Raw genomic sequence first — 18,496 nt, 5'->3', positions numbered from 1 at the left:
CGGCGGCGCCGGTGTGCTCGTCTCCCCCCCGCCACACCGCGGTGCCGCGCCCGCCGGCCAGCCCACCGGGGCCGGCCCCGCCCGGCAGCGCGTCGAGCCGGTCGCCGCCCACGAGGCGGTCGTCCCCCTCGGCGCCGATGCCGCGGTCGTTGCCGCCGCCCAGCTGCAGTTCATCGTCGCCGAGGCCGCCGTTCAACGTGTCGTTGCCATCGCCCCCGGACAGGGTGTCGTCGCCCTCGCGCCCCAGGTGAAGATCGTCGCCGTCCCCGTCGACCGTCACGTCGCTGCCCGCCCCGCCGTCGAGCGTGTCGTTGCCGGCCGATCCCGACAGGGTGTCGTTGCCGGCATCGCCATGCAGCCGGTCATTCCCCCAGTCGCCCTGCAGGAAGTCGTCGGCGTCGCCGCCCAGCAGCAGGTCGTCGCCATCGCCGCCCCAGACGCTGTCGCCGTGGACGAGGCTTGCGCGGATGGTGTCGTTGCCCTCGGCCGCAAGGATCCGGCCGGTGACCAGGCCTGCGCGGTTGTCGATCAGGTCCCAGCCGCTGCCGGCCTCGATGTTGCCAAGGATGCTGCCGGCGTTGACAATGGTGTCGTGGCCCTGGTTCAGCATGACGCGGCCGTCGATCGTGCCGAGGTTGGTGACCTGATCGCGGCCCGACCCGTCATCATCGCCAAAGCTGAGCAGGCTGGTTTCCACCGCCCCGACGATGGACCCGCGGTTTACCAGCCGCAGGTTGGTGGCCGTGTCGCCTTCGATGCACACCCCGGAATTGGGGCCCGACAGCGTGCCGGTGTTGGTGATCCGCACCGAGGCGATCGAGGCGATGACGTGAAAACCCTCGCCTTCGACGCCGAAGATGTCGCCGCTGTTGTTCAGCCACACCGTCAACGGCGCCAGTGTCGTTTCGTCGGCCAGCGTGCCGCTGAGGCTGACCCCGTTCAGGCGGCCGTTCAGCGTGCCCGCGTTCATGATGTGCATGAGATTGCCCGCGGTGGCCGTGACCGCCTCGTTGGCGACGATGCTGCCGGTGGCGCCGACGATCAGCGACGCCGTCTCGGAGCCCGTATAGCGGTAGCCGTCGCCGTACGAGAAGACGGCGCCGTCGATCTGCACCGATGGGGCATCGATGGCGTAGATGGCGGCCCAGTAATCGGTATAAGAGATAACGGTCCCGGACAGGACGATCCCAGCCTCGCCCCAGTCGAGCTGATAGGGGGTCGGAGTCGGGCCGGTCGGCAGAATGGCGGTGGTCATGATACTGATTTTCCTCGCTGAGACTGCGAGGTCTATAAGGCATCCAAGAAAAAGTATCTGTTAACGCATCGCTGCAATTTTACCGGTTAACGTCGTTCGCCTGACCAATCCGACAGGATTCGTTAAAAGGCGCGCAATTCCGCGGCGGCAAAAAGCCTCGACACGGGCTGCGGCGGCTTCAGACTGCCCGGCGCCGATTCGCCGGTCCCGCGCCGGGGTCGGGGTTTCCAACCCGCGGTGCCCGTGATACCGCGCGCGCCAATCGCCCACCCAGACCCATACGAGGACATCATGGCTGTCGAACGCACCCTTTCGATCATCAAACCCGACGCGACCAAGCGCAACCTGACCGGCAAGATCGTCAGCAAATTCGAGGATGCGGGCCTGCGCGTCGTCGCGTCGAAGCGCATCCACCTGTCGCCCGCCCAGGCCGGCGCCTTCTATGCCGAACACAAGGAACGCCCCTTCTATGGCGAGCTGGTCGAGTTCATGGGCTCGGAGCCTGTCGTCGTGCAGGTCCTGGAAGGCGAAAACGCCATCGCCAAGAACCGCGAGGTGATGGGCGCGACCGACCCGGCGCAGGCCGATGCGGGCACCATCCGCAAGGACTTCGCGCTGTCCAAGGGCGAGAACTCGGTCCACGGCTCGGACAGCCCGGAATCGGCGGCGCGCGAGATCGCCTTCTTCTTCTCGGGCCTCGAACTGGTCGGCTGATCCGTTCTGTCCCTGATCTGCAAGGGCCGCCTCTGCAGCAGAGGCGGCCCTTCTTCTTTGCGGAAATATCCTGGGGTGAGCGCGGATGCGCGAGGGGCAAAGCCCCTGGCTTCCGCCGCGCCCGTTGCCTGCGCGCCGCCGCCGGTCTATCCCGTCAGAAACGTGACAGGAGCCTGACATGCGCGCATTCGTCTTTCCGGGGCAGGGCGCCCAGACCATCGGCATGGGCCGCGCGCTGGCCGAGGCCTATCCCGCCGCCCGCGCCGTCTTTGACGAGGTGGACGAGGCGCTGGGCGAAAACCTGTCGGCTTTGATCTGGGACGGCGACATCGAGACGCTGACCCTGACCCGCAACGCCCAGCCGGCGCTGATGGCGACCTCGATCGCCGCCATGCGCGCGCTCGAGGCCGAGGGCTTTGCCATCACCGACGCGGCCTATGTCGCGGGCCATTCGCTGGGCGAGTATTCGGCCCTGTGCGCGGCGGGCGCGATCAGCCTGTCGGATACCGCGCGGCTGCTCTGCATCCGCGGCACCGCAATGCAGGAGGCGGTGCCGGTCGGCGTGGGTGCGATGGCGGCGATCCTGGGGCTCGACTTCGCCACCGTGGACGAGATCGCCCGCGAGGCGGCGGGCGACGAGGTCTGCCAGGCCGCCAACGACAACGACCCCGCGCAGGTGGTGATCTCGGGGCACAAGGAGGCGGTAGAACGCGCCGCCGCCCTGGCCAAGGAACGCGGCGCCAAGCGGGCGCTGATGCTGCCGGTGTCGGCACCGTTCCACTGCGTGCTGATGCAGCCCGCGGCGACGGTGATGAGCGACGCGCTGGCCGGGGTGGATATTCACGAACCCGCCGTGCCGCTGATCGCCAATGTCCGCGCCGAGCCGGTGCTGCAGCCCGGCGCGATCCGGCAGTTGCTGACCGAGCAGGTGACCGGATCGGTGCGCTGGCGCGAGTCCGTGCAGTTCATGGCCGACCAGGGCGTGACCGAGTTCTGGGAAATCGGGGCCGGCAAGGCCCTGTCGGGGATGATCAAGCGCATCGCGCCCGATGCGGTGACCCGCGCCGTCGGCACGCCGCAGGATATCGCGGCCCTCAAGGGCTGAGGCCGGACCGGGGCGCTGCCCCGGACCCCGGGATATTTGGACAAAGAAGAAACGAGGACGGGATGTTCGACCTGACCGGAAAGACCGCGCTGATCACCGGCGCTTCGGGAGGCATCGGCGGCGCCGTGGCCACGGCGCTGCACGGCGCGGGGGCGACGGTGACTCTGTCGGGCACGCGCGAGGCGCCGCTGCGCGAGCTTGCCGATACGCTGGGCGAACGCGCCCATGTCGTGACCGCCAACCTGGGCGATGCGGCCGAGGTCGAGGCGCTGCCCAAACAGGCCGCGGAGGCGATGGGGTCGGTCGATATCCTCGTGAACAACGCCGGCATCACCCGCGACAACCTGTTCATGCGGATGTCGGACGAGGAATGGGCGCAGGTGCTGGACGTGAACCTGACCTCGTCCTTTCGCCTGGCGCGGGCGGTGCTGCGCGGGATGATGAAGGCGCGCTGGGGGCGGATCGTGTCGATCACCTCGGTCGTCGGCGCGACGGGCAACCCCGGCCAGGGCAACTATGCCGCGGCCAAGGCCGGGCTGGTGGGGATGTCGAAGAGCCTGGCCTACGAGGTCGCCTCGCGCGGGATCACGGTGAACTGCGTGGCCCCTGGCTTCATCGAGACGGCGATGACCGGCAAGCTGTCGGACGACCAGAAATCCCGCATCCTCACCCAGATCCCCGCCGGCCGCATGGGATCGGCCGAGGAAATCGCCGCTGCGGTGCTGTTCCTCGCCAGCCCTGAAGCAGGATATGTCACCGGCGCCACGTTGCACGTCAATGGCGGCATGGCGATGATCTGACGGGCGATCCGTCGGGCGGGCGGGTTTGCCCGCACACGCCGCTGTGAAACCGGTTGCAGTGGGCGCGGGCGTTGCTATATCCCCATGCCAAGGCCGCGCGGAACCGCCCGCGGCTGTCGCTGGTTCAACGACTGGCCGCATCCGGGCGGAGTGCCCGCAACTGAGGAACGAGACATGAGCGATATCGCTGATCGCGTGAAGAAGATCGTCGTCGAGCATCTGGGCGTCGAAGAGGACAAGGTGACCGAGAGCGCATCGTTCATTGACGATCTGGGCGCTGACTCGCTGGACACGGTCGAGCTGGTCATGGCCTTCGAGGAAGAGTTCGGCATCGAGATCCCGGACGACGCCGCCGAGACGATCCAGACCTTCGGCGACGCGGTGAAGTTCATCTCGACCGCGACCGCCTGACGGGCGCATATCTGCCAGACGAATGACGGCGCCCAAGCAGGCGCCGTTTTTTTTTTTTTGGTCTGGTGCTAGGCCCTATTTGGCAGGTGCGGGCGCAGTGGCCGGCGCCGGGTCGCGCGGCCGCGTCAGCCCATAGCCGCGCTTTTCGGCCGACTTGGCCTGGCCGTCGGCGCCGCGGGTGCGGGTCGCGCCGCGCGCCGTCGCTGCGGCGTGGGCGGCCGCGGCGCGGTCCTTGCCGGTGGTCTTGCCGGAGGTGGGCGCGGCGGCGAACGCCGGGGCGGCGGCCAGCGCGCAGGTCACGGCGATCATCAGGGTCTTGCGAAGCATGGGTTTCCCTCGGGGCAGCAGCCACGCCTGTATACCCCGCCCCGGCCCATCCGCCGAGAGGACCGCTGGCATTTAAGGCATTTCCCGAACGGAAACGGGCGGGACCCCAATCCCCCGCCCGTCCCGGCGTCCATTGCTCGGCCCTTACTTGGGCATCTGCGCGGTGATGCCTTCGACGAAGAAGTTCATCTGCGACAGCTCTTCGTCGGTCGCGGTCTTGCCGTCGGCCAGCCACTCGCTGCCGTCGGCCTTCTTCAGCGGGCCGGTGAAGGGGTGATATTCTTTCTTGCCGATCTTGTCGCGCAGCGCCTCGGCCTCGGCCTTGACCTCGGGGGGCACGGCATCGGTGATCTCGCCGATCTCGACCTCGCCCTCGCCGATCCCGGCCCAGGTGGCCGAGCTGGTCCAGGTCCCGTCCAGCACCTCGCCCACGCGCTTGACGTAGTAGGGCGCCCAGTTGTCGATGATGGCGCTGACCCGCGGCGTCGGCTTGAACGCCGCCATGTCGGAGGCCTGGCCGAAACCGATGCCGCCCGCCTCTTGCAGCTTGCCCATCGGCGCGGTCGAGTCGGTGTGTTGCAGGATCACGTCCACCCCCTCGGCGATCAGGGCCGATGCGGCGTCGGCCTCTTTCGCGGGGTCGAACCAGGTATAGGCCCAGACCACCTTCATCTCGACCGCCGGGTTCACCTTTCGGGCGTGGATGAAGGACGAGTTGATGCCCTGCACCACCTCGGGGATCGGGAACGACCCGATATAGCCGATCTTGTTCGACTTGGTCATCCGCCCCGCGATGGTCCCCATCACCGCCCGGCCTTCGTAGAAGCGGGCGTCATAGGTCGAGACGTTGTCGGCCCGCTTGTAGCCGGTGGCGTGCTCGAACTTCACGTCCGGGAACTTCTTGGCGACGTTGATGACGGCGTCCATGAACCCGAAGCTGGTCGCGAAGATCAGCTTGTTGCCGGCCAGGGCCAGCTGGGTCAGGGCGCGTTCGGCGTCGGCCCCTTCCGGGACGCTTTCGATGAAGGTGGTTTCAACCCGGTCGCCGAATTCCTTTTCGATCGCTTGCCGGCCCACGTCGTGCTGATAGGACCAGCCGCCGTCGCCCACCGGGCCGACATAGATGAACCCGACCTTGAGCTTTTCGCCCTCGGGGATCGGGGTGCCCTGGGCCTGCGCGGTGCCGGGCAGGGCCGGCAGCATCGCCAGCACGGCCAGCGCGGCGGCCGAGGCCAGAAGTCTTCTGCGGGTCATGGAACTCTCCTCTGTCGGGTTTTATCGCGTCGCGTGGAACGTGCGGCCCAGCGAACCGGGGGCCGCGCCGCTGGCCGATCGCGCGTATTTCTGACGGGCCGATATGACCACGAGCACGAGGATCGTGGCAAGATAGGGGGCCATCGATAGCAGCTGCACGGGCACCGCCACCCCCGCCGCCTGCAGCCGCAGCTGCAGGACGGTCACGCCGCCGAACAACCAGGCACCGGCGAGAACGCCCCACGGGCTCCAGCCGGCAAAGACGACGATGGCCAGCGCGATCCAGCCGGCGCCGGCGGTCATCCCCTCGGTCCATTGCAGGACGGTGGCGATCGAGACATAGGCGCCACCCAGCCCGGCGAGCGCGCCGCCGATGGCGATCGCCGCGACCCGGACGCCGCGCACCTTGTAGCCCAGCGCGTGGGCGGCGTCGTGGTTCTCGCCCACCGCGCGCAGGACGAGGCCGGCGCGGGTGCGGTTCAGGACCAGCCAGATCACCGGCACCAGCGCGAGGCCCAGCCAGACGACCCAGTTGATCCCCAGCGGCCCGCCGGGCATGGCGGGCGCCTTGACGCCCTCGTAGGGCTTGCCGAACATCGCCGTCAGCCCCAGCCCGAACAGCGTCAGCGCCAGGCCGGTGGCGACCTGGTTGGTGAGCAGATACTGGGTCAGCGCCGCGAAGATCAGCGACAGCGCCGCCCCGGCAACCGCGCCGCCGAGGAAGCCGGCGGCGGGCGAGCCGGTGGCGTGGGCCGCGGCAAACCCGGCCAGCGCGCCGGTGATCATCATGCCCTCGACGCCGAGGTTCAGAACGCCCGCCCGTTCCACGATGGTTTCCCCCAGCGCAGCCAGCAGGATCGGCGTCGCGGCAGAGAGCAACAGCAGGAAGGTGGTCCAGTCGAGGATCATGCGGCTTTCCCCCAGCGGATGCGGAACCGGGTCAGCGTGTCGAAGGCCAGCAGGAAGAACAGCAGCATCCCCTGGAACACCTGCACCGTCGCCGCCGGCAGCGACAGCATCAGCTGCGCCAGTTCCCCGCCGATATAGGTCAGCGCCAGCAGCAGCCCGGCCAGCAGGATGCCCAGCGGGTGCAGCCGGCCGAGGAACGCCACGATGATCGCGGTGAAGCCGTAGCCCGACCCGAAGCTGTCGGTGATCTGCCCGCCAGGGCCGGCGGCCTCGAACAGCCCCGCCATCCCGGCCAGCGCCCCCGACAGGCCCAGGCAGAAGGCGACCAGCGCCTCGGGGCGGACGCCCGCGAAGCGGGCGGCGCGCGGGGCCATGCCGGCGGCGCGGATGTGAAAGCCGCGGATGTGGCGGCTCATCAGCAGCCAGGTCGCCAGCACGGCGACACCGGCGGCCACCACGCCCCAGTGGATGCCGGTGCCGGCGATCAGCTCGGGGTTCGCTGCGGGCGGGTATTGCTGCAGGTTGCGCGATCCGGGCATGCCGAAGCCCTCGGGGTTTCGCATCGGGCCAAAGGCGGCCCAGGCGGCCAGCTTCTGCGCCACATAGACCAGCATCAGCGAGACGAGGATCTCGGACGCCCCAAAGCGGTTCCGCAGCACCGCCGGGATCATCCCCCAGGCCCAGCCTCCGGCGGCGCCAGCCAGCACCATCGCCGGGAAGATCCACGCCCCCTCGGCCGGATAGGCCGCCAGCGCCACGGCGGCGCCGCAGATGCCTCCGACGATATATTGCCCCTCGGCGCCGATGTTCCAGATGCCGGCGCGAAAGCCCACCGCGAGTCCGCAGGCGATCAGAACCAGCGGCCCGGCCTTGACCAGCAGCTGCGGGCGGGAATAGCCGGCGGCAGGGCCGAAGAGCGGGTCCCAGAAGATCGTGCGGATCGCCGCCACCGGGTCGAACCCCATCAGCGCAAACAGCAGCCCGCCTGCCAGCATCGTCGCCAGCACCGCCAGCACCGGAGCGGCCAGCCCCAGCCACCAGGGCGCGGCGGTGCGCGGCTCAAGCCGCAACATGGGCGACCTCCATCCCGTGGGCGCCGCCCAGCATCAGGCCGATCTGTTCCACCGTCAGCCCCTCGGTCGGGACCGGAGCCGACAGCCGCCCCTCGTTCAGGGCGGCGAAGCGGTCGGACAGTTCCAGCAGCTCGTCGAGGTCCTGGCTGATGACCACCACCGCCGCACCGCGCGCGGCCAGGTCCAGCAGCGCCTGCCGGATCGCGGCGGCGGCAGAGGCGTCCACGCCCCAGGTCGGCTGGTTCACCACCAGCGCGCGGGGTTCTTGCAGGATTTCGCGGCCGATGACGTATTTCTGCAGGTTGCCGCCGGACAGGGCGCCCGCCGCCGTCCCCGGTCCCGGAGTCCGCACGTCGAACTCGGCGATCACCCGTTCCGCAAAGCGCCGCGCGGCGGCGTGGTCGATCAGCCCGCCGCGCACGAGCTGCTGGCGCGTCGCGGCGGTCAGGATGGCGTTCTCGGTCAGGCTCATCTCGGGGACGGCGGCGTGGCCCAGCCGGTCCTCGGGCGCAGCCAGCAGCCCCGCGCGCCGCCGCGCCTCGGGGCCGAGCGCCGAGACATCCGCCCCGCCCAGCCGCACCGTGCCGGGGCGGCCGGTGGTCTCGCCGGACAGCGCGGCGATCAGCTCCTCCTGCCCGTTGCCGGCGACGCCACCGATGCCGAGGATCTCCCCCGCGCGCACCGCAAACCCCACCTCCCGCAGCGGCGTGCCGTCCAGACCCGCGGCCGAGGTCAGCCCCGCGACTTCCAGCACCACCTCGCCCGCCTGCCGGCCCGAGCGGTCCACGACCCGCATCTCGGCCCCGACCATCATCGCGGCGAGTTCGCGGGCCGAATGGTCGCGCGGCGTCACCGTGCCCACGACGCGGCCGTGGCGCAGGATGGTGGCGCGGTCGCAATGGGTGCGGATTTCTTCCAGCTTGTGCGAGATATACAGGATCGCCACCCCCTGCGCGGCCAGCTGGCGCAGGGTGGCGAACAGGATTTCCGCCTCTTGCGGGGTCAGCACGCTGGTCGGCTCGTCCATGATCAGCAGCCGCGGCCTGCCCAGAAGGCAGCGCACGATCTCGACCCGCTGGCGTTCGCCGGCCGACAGGCTCGCCACGCGGCGCGAGGGGTTCAGCGGCAGGCCGTAGGCGGCGCTGACATCGGCGATGCGGCGCGACAGTTCGGCGCGCGGCGGCGGTGCGTCCATCCCCAAGGCGATGTTTTCCGCCACGCTCAGCGCGTCGAACAGGCTGAAATGCTGGAACACCATGCCGACGCCCGCACCCCGCGCCGCGCGCGGATCGGCCGGCGCGTGGGGGCGGCCGTCCAGCGTCATCCGCCCTGCATCCGGCCGCACGAGACCATAGATCATCTTGACCAGCGTGGACTTGCCGGCGCCGTTTTCGCCCAGCAGCGCGTGGATTTCCCCGGGCCTGACCGAGAACGACACGTCATCGTTGGCGCGGACGCCGGGATAGGTCTTGGTCAGGCCCTGGGCCTGGAACAGATCGCTGGCGGTCACGTCGGCTCCCGTCTGTCGGTCGGCCGAGGTTAGACCGATTCCGTTATGCGACAATCACCTAAACCGGCCGGCAGTCGGCGGAAACGGCGAAAACTGTCTTCGCCTGCATCCCGGGGCGCCGGGACGCTTGGGCAGCGGGCACGGCGATGCTAAGTCCGGGCCATGACCGATCTGCCCCGATTCATCCACCTGCGCTGCCATTCCGAACATTCGCTGCTGGAAGGCGCGATCCCGGTCAAGAAACTGGCCGGGCTGGCGGCGAAACACGCCATGCCCGCGGTCGCGCTGACCGACACCAACGCGCTGTTCGCGGCGCTGGAGTTTTCCGTCAAGGCGATGGACGAGGGCGTGCAGCCCATCGTCGGCTGCCAGGTCACGCTGGACGCCGGCCCCGCCTGCGGCCCGGTCGTGCTGCTGGCGCAGGACCGCGACGGCTGGATGAACCTGATGGCGCTGTCCACCTGCCTGTATGTCACGCCGCCGCGGGATTTTCCCCATGTGACGATGGCTGAACTGGCCGCCCATGCGGGCGGGCTGATCTGCCTGACCGGCGGGGCGGGCGGCCCCTTGGGCCAGATGGTGCAGGCCGGCAAGATGACCGACGCGGAATCGCATCTGCGCGATCTGGCGGCGATGTTCGGCGACCGGCTGTATGTCGAACTGCAACGCCACATGCAGGACAACGGCCAGATAATGCCGGCCGAGGCCGCGTCCGAAGGCGGGATGATCGACCTCGCCTATGCGCTGAACCTGCCGCTGGTCGCCACCAACGACGTGCATTTCGCCGATCCGGCGATGTTCGGCGCCCATGACGCGCTGATCTGCATCCGCGACAAGACGCTGGTCGATCAGGCCGCCCCGCGCCGCCGCCTGACCGCCAACCACGACTTCAAGTCGGCCGAGGACATGGCGGTGCTGTTCGCCGACTTGCCCGAGGCGACGCTGAACACCGTCGAGATCGCCCGCCGCTGCGCCTTTGCCGTCGCCAGGCACAAGCCGATCCTGCCCCGCTTTGCCGAGGACGAGGTCGATGAACTGCGCCGGCAGGCGCGCGAGGGGCTGGCCGCCCGGCTGGCGGTGATCCCTCACGCCGTCAGCGTCGAGGAATACCAGGCCCGGCTGGATTTCGAGCTGGGAATCATCGAGCAGATGGGCTTCCCCGGCTATTTCCTGATCGTCGCCGACTTCATCAAATGGGCCAAGCAGAACGGCATCCCGGTCGGGCCGGGGCGGGGGTCGGGGGCGGGCAGCCTGGTGGCCTATGCGCTGACCATCACCGATCTCGACCCGCTGCGCTATTCGCTGCTGTTCGAACGCTTCCTGAACCCGGAACGGGTGTCGATGCCGGACTTCGACATCGACTTCTGCATGGACCGCCGCGAAGAGGTCATCGACTACGTCTGCCAGAAATACGGGCGGGAAAAGGTCGGCCAGATCATCACCTTCGGCGCGCTGCTGTCCAAGGCGGCGGTCCATGACGTGGGGCGGGTGCTGGGCATGGGCTTCACCCAGCGCGACCGGCTGTCGAAGATGATCCCGGTCGAAGGCGTCAAGCCGGTCAGCATCACCAAGGCGCTGGCCGACGAGCCCCGCCTGCGCGAAGCCGCCGCCGCCGAAGAGAACGTCAAGCGGATGCTGGACTACGCGGCCCAGGTCGAGGGGCTGCTGCGCAACGCCTCGACCCACGCGGCCGGCGTGGTGATCGGGGACCGGCCGCTCGACCAACTCGTGCCGCTCTACCGCGACCCCGGCTCGGACATGCCGGCCACGCAGTTCAACATGAAGTGGGTCGAGCAGGCGGGGCTGGTCAAGTTCGACTTCCTCGGCCTGAAGACCCTGACGGTGATCCAGAACGCCGTGGACCTGATCCGCGCCGGCGGCCGTCACCTGCATATCGCCGCCGACGGACGCCGGCTCTACGACCCGCCCGAGGGCGCGGTGGACGAGATCAACCTGATCCCGCTGGACGACGAGGCCTCCTATCGCCTGTTCGCCAGCGCCCGCACGGTGGCGGTATTCCAGGTGGAATCCTCGGGGATGATGGACGCGCTGCGGCGCATGAAGCCCACCTGCATCGAGGATATCGTGGCGCTGGTGGCGCTTTATCGTCCCGGCCCGATGGAGAACATCCCGACCTATTGCGACGTCAAGAACGGGGTCCGGCCGCTCGAATCGATCCATCCGTCCATCGATCACATCCTGGCCGAAACCCAGGGCATCATCGTCTATCAGGAACAGGTGATGCAGATCGCGCAGGTCATGGCGGGCTATTCGCTCGGCGGCGCCGACCTGCTGCGGCGGGCGATGGGCAAGAAGATCGCCGAGGAGATGGCCAAGGAGCGTCCCAAGTTCGTCGACGGCTGCGTCGCCCAGGGCGTGGACGCGAAAAAGGCCGGCGAGGTCTTCGACCTGCTCGAGAAATTCGCCAATTACGGTTTCAACAAGTCGCACGCGGCGGCCTATGCGGTGGTCAGCTATCAGACCGCCTGGCTCAAGGCCAATCACCCGGTCGAGTTCATGGCCGCGGTGATGAACTGCGACATCCACCTGACCGACAAGCTGGCCGTCTACCGGCGCGAGGTCGACCGCATGGGGATCGAGGTGATCCCGCCCTCGGTGAACCTCTCGCAGCCGACCTTCTCGGTCAGCGAGGGCCGGATCGTCTATGCGCTGGGGGCGTTGAAGAACGTGGGGCTCGAGGCGATGCGCCAGCTGGTCGCGGCGCGCGGCGACCGGCCCTTCGCCGATCTGACCGACTTTGCCCGCCGGGTGCCGATGAAGCAGATCGGCAAGCGGGCGCTGGAAATGCTGGCCCGTGCCGGCGCCTTCGACGAGCTGGACGCGAACCGCGCGCGGGTGCTGAAATCGCTGGACGCGCTGGTCGCCTGGTCGGCGGCGGTGCAGGAGGCCGCGGGGAGCAGCCAGAACTCGCTGTTCGGCGGGGGCGAGGACCTGCCGCCGCCCCGCCCGGCACTGGCCCCGGTCTGGATGCCCGCCGAGAAGCTGGCCGAGGAGCGCACGGCGATCGGCTTCTACCTCTCGGGCCACCCGCTGGACGACTACCTGCCGGCGCTGAAGCGCAAGGGCGCGATGACGCTGGCCGAGGTGCAGGCGGCCTCGGCCGACGGCCCGCTGGTCGCCCAGATCGCGGGGACCGTGGCGGCGCGGGCGGAAAAGAAATCCGCCAAGGGCACCCGCTATGCCTTCGTCACCCTGTCCGACCCGACCGGGCTTTACGAGGCGACGGTGTTTTCCGACACGCTCGACGCCCATCGCAGCTTGCTGGAACCGGGGATGAACGTCCTGCTGACGGTGAACGCCGAACCCTCGTTCGATCAGGTCAAGATGCTGGCCCGCGGCGTGCAGGCGCTGGAGGACGCGGTGGCGGATGCGGGCTCGGGGTTGCTCGCGGTCGAGATCGCCGACGCCCGCACCGCCGTCGCGGTGCTGGACCGGCTGCGCGCGGTGACGGCCGAGATGGCGGTGTCCGCCAAGGGCCGCGGCCCGCTGCTGATGCGGGTGCGGGATGGCAACACGGTCTATGACGTGCAGGTCGGCGACGACGTGCCGGTGACGCCGCGGATGCGCCAGACCCTGCGCGCGGTCGAGGGCGTGATCGACGTGACCGAGGAATGACGCCGCGCCATTGCCCCCTGTGCCCCCGCCGGGCAGACTGAGCGCAACGCCGCCCCCGAAAGGACACCCCGTGCGCCTGATCCGCCTCGCCGCCCTCGCCCCCGCCCTGCTGGCGCTTGCCGCCTGCGGCGCCCCGGCCACCACGGTCCGCACCGGCGCCGCTGCGCCCTCGGCCGCCATCGTCGATCCGGCGGCGCTCTATTGCCAGGGCACCGGCGGCACCGTGATCCACCGCACAGCCGGCGGCCGCCGCGCCGATCTGTGCCGGATGAGCGACGGCCGCACCGTCTCGGCCGCCGAGCTGCTCAACAGCCACAACGACCTGTGACGCCTCACCCCGCGTCGAGCGGGTTCGGCTGCGGCGGCCCGACCCGGCACAGCCGGTTGGTGTCGTGGTGGTCGAACGCCTTGCCCTCGACCATCAGCGTGGTGTCCAGCCGATAGGACCAGCTGTCGTCGTCGTGCAGCGTGATCGCGCAGCGGTAGCGGTCGGTGCGGAAGTTCTGGTCCAGAAACGGGTTCGACGCGATGCCGTTGGTCGTGGCGCCGCGCACCGCCTCGACCGTGAAGCTGCGGTCGTCTGCGCCGGCGTGCCCCTGCGCCAGCAGCGCCTGCCCTCGGGGGATGGTCACGCTTTGCAAGAGCAGCCCGGTCGCGGGCTCCCACAGCCAGTAGCCGATCTGGTCGTGGAAGGTGATCTTCTCGTCGGGGGTGTTGATGTGCATGTGATAGCGCAGCCCGTAGAACAGCTGCGGGCCGTTCGTTTGCCCGTCGATCACATCGAAGCTGGCGTGCTCGACATAGGGCTTCGTCTCGGGTCCGTCGGCCCTGGGGCTGGTGTCCACGCCCTTCGCCGCCTGCCACCGCCCCGCCAGACCGCGCAGCGGCCCGAGGTGGGACAGGGTGTCGGGCGCGACCGGCGGTTCGTCGAAGATGCCGGGGTGAGGGGGCTGGGTCAGGGTCATGGCGGTCCTCGGCTGCGCTCGCCCGGCCAGCTTGCCGCCCCTGCAGCCGCCCGGCAAGGCCAAGGGGCGCCACGGCGGGCGCACCTCTCTCTCATGGCCGGACCGGACCGGCCGGGGGCCCGAGGCCCCCTTGGTCCCGCCGGATCAGTTCCGGGCGCGGTCCACCATCTTGCCCTTCGAGATCCACGGCATCATCTCGCGCAGCTTGGCGCCGACCTGCTCGATCTGGTGTTCGTCGTTGATCCGGCGGGTCGCCTTGAACGACGGCTGGCCGACCGCGTTCTCCTGCATGAAGTCGCGCACGAACTTCCCGGTCTGGATGTCGCGCAGCACCTCTTTCATCCGCGCCTTCGTCTCGTCGTAGGGCAGGATGCGGGGGCCCGAGACATACTCGCCGTACTCGGCGGTGTTCGAGATCGAATAGTTCATGTTGGCGATGCCGCCTTCGTAGATCAGGTCCACGATCAGCTTCACCTCGTGCAGGCACTCGAAATAGGCCATCTCGGGTTCATAGCCCGCCTCGACCAGCGTCTCGAAGCCCATGCGGATCAGCTCGACCAGGCCGCCGCACAGCACCGCCTGCTCGCCGAAGAGGTCGGTCTCGCACTCTTCGCGGAAGTTCGTCTCGATGATGCCCGAGCGGCCGCCGCCGATCGCCGAGCAGTAGCTGAGCGCGAGGTCCATCGCCTTGCCCGAGGCGTCGTTGTGGACCGCGACGAGGCAGGGCACGCCGCCGCCCTTGACGTATTCACCGCGCACCGTGTGGCCCGGGCCCTTCGGCGCCATCATGATGACGTCGACGCCCTTCTTCGGCTCGATCAGGCCGAAATGCACGTTCAGCCCGTGGGCGAACGCGATCGCGGCGCCCTCGCGCAGGTTGTCATGGACGTATTTCCTGTAGGTCTCGGCCTGCAGCTCATCGGGCATGGTGAACATGATCAGGTCGGCCCATTTGGCGGCCTCGGCGATGTCCATGACCTGCAGCCCCTCGCCCTCGGCCTTGGCCTTGGACGGCGAGCCCTCGCGCAGCGCCACGACGACGTTCTTGGCGCCCGAATCGCGCAGGTTCAGCGCGTGGGCGTGACCCTGCGAGCCATAGCCCAGGATGGCGATCTTCTTGTCCTTGATCAGGTTCACGTCGCAGTCGCGGTCATAGTAAACGCGCATGGGTCTCTCCGATTTGATGCTGCGGGCAATCTAGCCACTGGCGCCCTGCTTCGAATTGCAATCTTCGCAGAAAAGAGACCAAATACGAAAATATCATGCAGACTTAACTGCAATAATCATAAAATCATGCTCGACGACACCGACCGCCGCATCCTCCGCCAGCTTCTGGCCGATCCCGATGCCGACAACGCCACGCTGGCCGACCGCGCCGGCGTCACGGCAGCCACACTGTGGCGGCGGTTGGAACGGCTGCGCGAACGCGGCGTGCTGCGCGCCGTCGAGACCCGGATCGACTGGCGGGCGCTGGGCTATGCGGTCGAGGTCAGCCTGCGCTTCACCCTCGACAAGACCGAACCCCGCGCCTTTGATGCCTTCACCGCCGCCGCGCGCGCGGTGCCCGAGGTCACCGAGATCCAGACCTTCCTCGGCTCGGTCGATATCCGCCTGTCGGTGATCGCCCGCGACATGGCGCACTGGCAGCAGGTCTATCGCGACCGCATCCTGCCCTTGCCCCACGTCACCGATATCGAGCCGCTGATGCTCGTCTCGACCCTCAAGGACAGCAGCGAGTTGCCGTTGTGATCGACCTCGACGACACCGACCGCGCGATGCTGCGTCTGCTGGCGGCCGATGCCACCCAGGGCGCGGCCGAGATCGGGCGCGGGGTCGGCCTGACCCAGCCGGCGGCGTGGCGGCGGATCAGGCGGCTGACCGATGCCGGCGTGCTGGCCGGGCGGCGGATCGTCGTGGACCGCGCGGCGCTGGGGTTTACCGTGACGGTGTTCCTGGGCGTGCGGCTGGCCGCAAAGGGCCGGCTCGACCTCGACGCTTTCGAACGCGCGGCCAGCGCCATCCCCGAGGTGCAGACCATCCAGCACGTCCTGGGCCGCTTCGACTATCGCCTGCGGATCGTCGCCCGTGACATCCCCGATTTCGAACGCATCTTGCGCCGCCGGATCATGACCCTACCCGCCGTGGGCCAGGTCGAGGCGAACGTCGTCTTGTCCGAGGAACACCGCCCCGGCCCGCTGGGCTGAGGCGTCGGGCGGTCGCAAATATCCTCCGGGGGTCCGGGGGTGGAAAACCCCCGGTCCGGCAGCGCCGCTCAGCGCAGCCCCAGACCGGCGCGCATCATCGTCCGCCGCAGCGGACCCAGCGCGTAAAGCCCGCCCAGCGCCGCGGCGCGCAGGTCGCGCAAGGGGCGCGGCGTCATCATGCTGGCCCGGTTCAGCGCGTCTATGCCGATCAGCCGGGCCAGCGCCTCGGGGCGGCGGCGGCGGGCATAGGCGGCCAGCGCCGCGGCGTTGCCGGGGTCCGGCGCCATCAGGTCGACCAGCGCGGCCAGGTCCGCGAGGCTCATGTTCAGCCCCTGCGCGCCGATGGGCGGCACGACATGGGCGGCCTCGGCGATCAGCGCCGTGCGCGGGCCGGTATAGGCGTCGGCGATTTGGCTGATGATCGGCCACTCGGTCAGCCCGGTGGCCTGGGTCAGATGCCCCAGCACCCCGGCCGAGCGGGCGTTCAGTTCGGCCTCGAACGCCGCGCGGGGCAGGGCGCGCAGGCGGGCGATCTCGGGGCCGCGCTCCATCCACACCACGGCCGAGGACGACCGGCCCTCGCGGTCGGGCAGCGGCACCAACGTGAACGGGCCGCCGAAGCGGTGCACCTCGGTCGACACGTTGCCGTGCGGGCGCTCATGGGTGACGGCAAAGGCCAGCGCCTTCTGGCCATAGCGGATGGTGCGCGCCCCGATTCCCAGCGCCTTGCGCACCGGGGATTCGCGGCCATCCGCGGCGACGACCAGCCGCGCATGGACGCGGGTCCCGTCGGACAGGTCAACCAGCGCGGCATCCTCGCGCGCGGTCAGGCCGGCGGTGCCGGTGCCGGGGCGAAAGGCGACGTTCGGCAGTTCGGCCAGCCGCGCGGTCAGTTCGCGGCGCAGCAGCCAGTTGGGCAGGTTATAGCCGAACGGCTCGGCCGAGATCTCGGAGGCGTCGAATTCGCGGATCAGCCGCGCAATCGGCTCGCGCCCGCCGGCATCGACGATCCGCATGACCTGCAAGGGCGCCGCGTAGGCGGACAGGCGATCCCACAGGCCGATGCGCTGCAACAGCTCGACCGAGGGCTGCAGGAACGCCGTCGTGCGCAAATCGGCGCCCGCGGCACCTTCCTCGGTCACCGGCGGCGCGGGATCGACGCAGATCACCGACAGCCCGGCCGCGCCGAAGGCCGCGGCGGCAGTCAGCCCCGCCACCCCGCCGCCCGACACGAGCACATCGGCCGACTGCGGCGCCGTTTCCCCGCCGGCCGTCAGAGCCTCGGGCATCAGAACCCTGCGGCGTAGGCGATGAGGATCACGAAGACGACGACAGTCGCGGCCAGCCCGATCAAATTCAGCATCGGCAGGCCGAACAGCGCGACCAGCACCGCCGCCAGCACCGCGACCAGCAGGGTGATGATGAGGATGCGCCCGGCGAGGACGCGTTCGCGCCGGGTCTGCATCGCCTCGTCGCCGCTGACGGCGTGGGTCATGGCTTCGGCAGGGGTTTGAGCTTGCGACATGGCGGACCTCGGCTGTTGCGTCGGGCGCTAATCTGCCACGCCGGCAAGGGCCGCGGCAAGCGCGGCGACGAAGCCGGTCAGCTCGGCCGTCCGCCACAGCACGTGCGCGCCGTGGCTGTGATCCAGGTCGAGCTCGTCCGGCCCGTGGCGGCCCCGGCCCACCAGAATGGTGCGCATCCCCAGCGAAAACGGGATCTGCAGGTTGCGCGGGTCATCCTCGAACATCGCCGCGCGCGCGGGGTCGAAGCCGTCGGCGGCGATGACTGCGGCGAATGCGCGCGGGCCGGGCTTGGGGTGATAGTCGACCTCGCCGATCCCGTAGATCGCGTCAATCACGCCCAGGCCGAGATGCGCCAGCACCTTGCCGGCATAGGCGGCGTCGGCGTTGGTGTGGATTATCTTGCGCCCCGGCAGCGCCGCGATCGCCGCCGCGAGGTCGGGGTCGGGGCGCAGGCCGGAAAAGTCGATGTCGTGGACATCGGCCAGATAGGCCTCGGGCTCGATCCCGTGATGGGCCATCAGCCCGGCCAGGGTGGTGCCGTGTTCGCGCCAGTAATGGGCACGCAGGCGGTTCGCCTCGGCGGCGTCCACGTCCAGCAGGCGCTGGACATAGGCGGTCATCCGCGTCTCGATCTGGGAAAACAGCGCCATCTCTGGCGGATACAGCGTGTTGTCGAGGTCGAAGACCCAGCAATCGACATGGGCGAAGTCGCGGGCGAGATCGGGGGCGCGAGGGGTGGCGTTCATCATGGCCCCGGACGGCTAGCGCGGCGGGCAGCGGCTTGCAATCGCGGTGCGGGGGGGCCAA

General features: G+C 69.5%; 19 protein-coding genes. 8 read left to right on the top strand and 11 right to left on the bottom strand.

The window, feature by feature from the left end:
* On the bottom strand, positions 1-1,255 hold a 1,255-nt coding region (locus IC63_RS19095), incomplete at its 3' end, for a calcium-binding protein (protein WP_408633554.1).
* Between the two features lie 291 nt (positions 1,256-1,546).
* Here IC63_RS19095 and ndk point away from each other — a divergent pair.
* From ndk to IC63_RS10025, 4 genes are all read left to right on the top strand, one after another.
* Complete coding sequence (gene ndk, locus IC63_RS10040; RefSeq protein ID WP_036719754.1) at positions 1,547-1,969, top strand: nucleoside-diphosphate kinase; 423 nt, start codon at positions 1,547-1,549, stop codon at positions 1,967-1,969.
* 178 nt (positions 1,970-2,147) lie between these two features.
* Complete coding sequence (gene fabD / locus IC63_RS10035) at positions 2,148-3,074, top strand: ACP S-malonyltransferase (RefSeq protein ID WP_036719752.1); 927 nt, start codon at positions 2,148-2,150, stop codon at positions 3,072-3,074.
* Between the two features lie 62 nt (positions 3,075-3,136).
* Positions 3,137-3,874, top strand: a complete 738-nt coding sequence (fabG, locus tag IC63_RS10030; RefSeq protein WP_036719749.1) for a 3-oxoacyl-ACP reductase FabG — start codon at positions 3,137-3,139, stop codon at positions 3,872-3,874.
* A 174-nt stretch (positions 3,875-4,048) separates the two neighbouring features.
* A complete protein-coding gene (locus IC63_RS10025; RefSeq protein WP_036719746.1) occupies positions 4,049-4,285 on the top strand; it encodes an acyl carrier protein in 237 nt (78 codons plus the stop codon).
* Between the two features lie 75 nt (positions 4,286-4,360).
* Here IC63_RS10025 and IC63_RS10020 read toward each other — a convergent pair whose 3' ends face one another.
* The 5 genes from IC63_RS10020 to IC63_RS10000 form a co-directional block, all read right to left on the bottom strand.
* Entirely contained in the window at positions 4,361-4,612 is a 252-nt protein-coding gene (locus IC63_RS10020) for a hypothetical protein (protein WP_036719743.1), read from the bottom strand.
* Between the two features lie 144 nt (positions 4,613-4,756).
* Positions 4,757-5,866, bottom strand: coding sequence for a BMP family ABC transporter substrate-binding protein (locus IC63_RS10015; RefSeq protein WP_036719741.1), 1,110 nt, complete (start codon positions 5,864-5,866; stop codon positions 4,757-4,759).
* A 21-nt stretch (positions 5,867-5,887) separates the two neighbouring features.
* Complete coding sequence (locus tag IC63_RS10010; protein WP_036719739.1) at positions 5,888-6,775, bottom strand: ABC transporter permease; 888 nt, start codon at positions 6,773-6,775, stop codon at positions 5,888-5,890.
* Entirely contained in the window at positions 6,772-7,848 is a 1,077-nt protein-coding gene (locus tag IC63_RS10005; protein WP_036719737.1) for an ABC transporter permease, read from the bottom strand. The genes IC63_RS10010 and IC63_RS10005 overlap by 4 nt, the downstream gene beginning before the upstream one ends.
* The gene (locus IC63_RS10000; RefSeq protein WP_036719735.1) at positions 7,835-9,358 is read right to left on the bottom strand and encodes an ABC transporter ATP-binding protein; all 1,524 of its coding nucleotides are present in this window, start codon (positions 9,356-9,358) and stop codon (positions 7,835-7,837) included. Before IC63_RS10000 ends, IC63_RS10005 begins: the two co-directional genes overlap by 14 nt.
* Positions 9,359-9,520: 162 nt before the next feature.
* Here IC63_RS10000 and dnaE point away from each other — a divergent pair, with 162 nt between their 5' ends.
* Together dnaE and IC63_RS09990 are read left to right on the top strand one after the other, a co-directional pair.
* Entirely contained in the window at positions 9,521-12,994 is a 3,474-nt protein-coding gene (dnaE, locus tag IC63_RS09995; protein ID WP_036719733.1) for a DNA polymerase III subunit alpha, read from the top strand.
* Positions 12,995-13,064: 70 nt separating this feature from the next.
* Positions 13,065-13,322 (top strand): DUF333 domain-containing protein, encoded by a 258-nt coding sequence (locus IC63_RS09990; RefSeq protein WP_036719730.1) that lies wholly within the window; start codon positions 13,065-13,067, stop codon positions 13,320-13,322.
* 4 nt (positions 13,323-13,326) lie between these two features.
* Here the strand turns inward: IC63_RS09990 and IC63_RS09985 are convergent, their stop codons facing one another.
* Positions 13,327-13,959: a heme-binding beta-barrel domain-containing protein gene (locus IC63_RS09985; protein WP_036719727.1), complete on the bottom strand. Its 633-nt coding sequence runs from the start codon at positions 13,957-13,959 to the stop codon at positions 13,327-13,329.
* A 144-nt stretch (positions 13,960-14,103) separates the two neighbouring features.
* Positions 14,104-15,126, bottom strand: coding sequence for a ketol-acid reductoisomerase (gene ilvC / locus IC63_RS09980; RefSeq protein ID WP_036719724.1), 1,023 nt, complete (start codon positions 15,124-15,126; stop codon positions 14,104-14,106).
* A gap of 126 nt (positions 15,127-15,252) precedes the next feature.
* Between ilvC and IC63_RS09975 the strand changes: the two genes are divergently transcribed.
* Together IC63_RS09975 and IC63_RS09970 are read left to right on the top strand one after the other, a co-directional pair.
* Positions 15,253-15,708, top strand: a complete 456-nt coding sequence (locus IC63_RS09975) for an Lrp/AsnC family transcriptional regulator (RefSeq protein ID WP_036719721.1) — start codon at positions 15,253-15,255, stop codon at positions 15,706-15,708.
* Positions 15,705-16,163 carry an Lrp/AsnC family transcriptional regulator gene (locus tag IC63_RS09970; RefSeq protein ID WP_036719719.1) on the top strand — a complete coding sequence of 153 codons (459 nt, stop codon included), beginning with the start codon at positions 15,705-15,707 and terminating at the stop codon, positions 16,161-16,163. Before IC63_RS09975 ends, IC63_RS09970 begins: the two co-directional genes overlap by 4 nt.
* Positions 16,164-16,231: 68 nt before the next feature.
* Here IC63_RS09970 and IC63_RS09965 read toward each other — a convergent pair whose 3' ends face one another.
* From IC63_RS09965 to IC63_RS09955, 3 genes are read right to left on the bottom strand one after another with little or no spacing between them, the layout of a single operon-like run.
* The gene (locus tag IC63_RS09965; protein WP_052042084.1) at positions 16,232-17,452 is read right to left on the bottom strand and encodes a UbiH/UbiF family hydroxylase; all 1,221 of its coding nucleotides are present in this window, start codon (positions 17,450-17,452) and stop codon (positions 16,232-16,234) included.
* Positions 17,452-17,688, bottom strand: a complete 237-nt coding sequence (locus tag IC63_RS09960) for a hypothetical protein (RefSeq protein ID WP_156965430.1) — start codon at positions 17,686-17,688, stop codon at positions 17,452-17,454. The genes IC63_RS09965 and IC63_RS09960 overlap by 1 nt, the downstream gene beginning before the upstream one ends.
* A 27-nt stretch (positions 17,689-17,715) precedes the next feature.
* A complete protein-coding gene (locus IC63_RS09955; RefSeq protein ID WP_036719764.1) occupies positions 17,716-18,435 on the bottom strand; it encodes a pyrimidine 5'-nucleotidase in 720 nt (239 codons plus the stop codon).
* Positions 18,436-18,496: the final 61 nt, after the last annotated feature.

It is taken from the genome of Paracoccus sphaerophysae (assembly GCF_000763805.1).
GTDB classification, from domain to species: Bacteria; Pseudomonadota; Alphaproteobacteria; order Rhodobacterales; family Rhodobacteraceae; genus Paracoccus; species Paracoccus sphaerophysae.
This window is presented reverse-complemented; position numbering and strand designations above follow the sequence as displayed.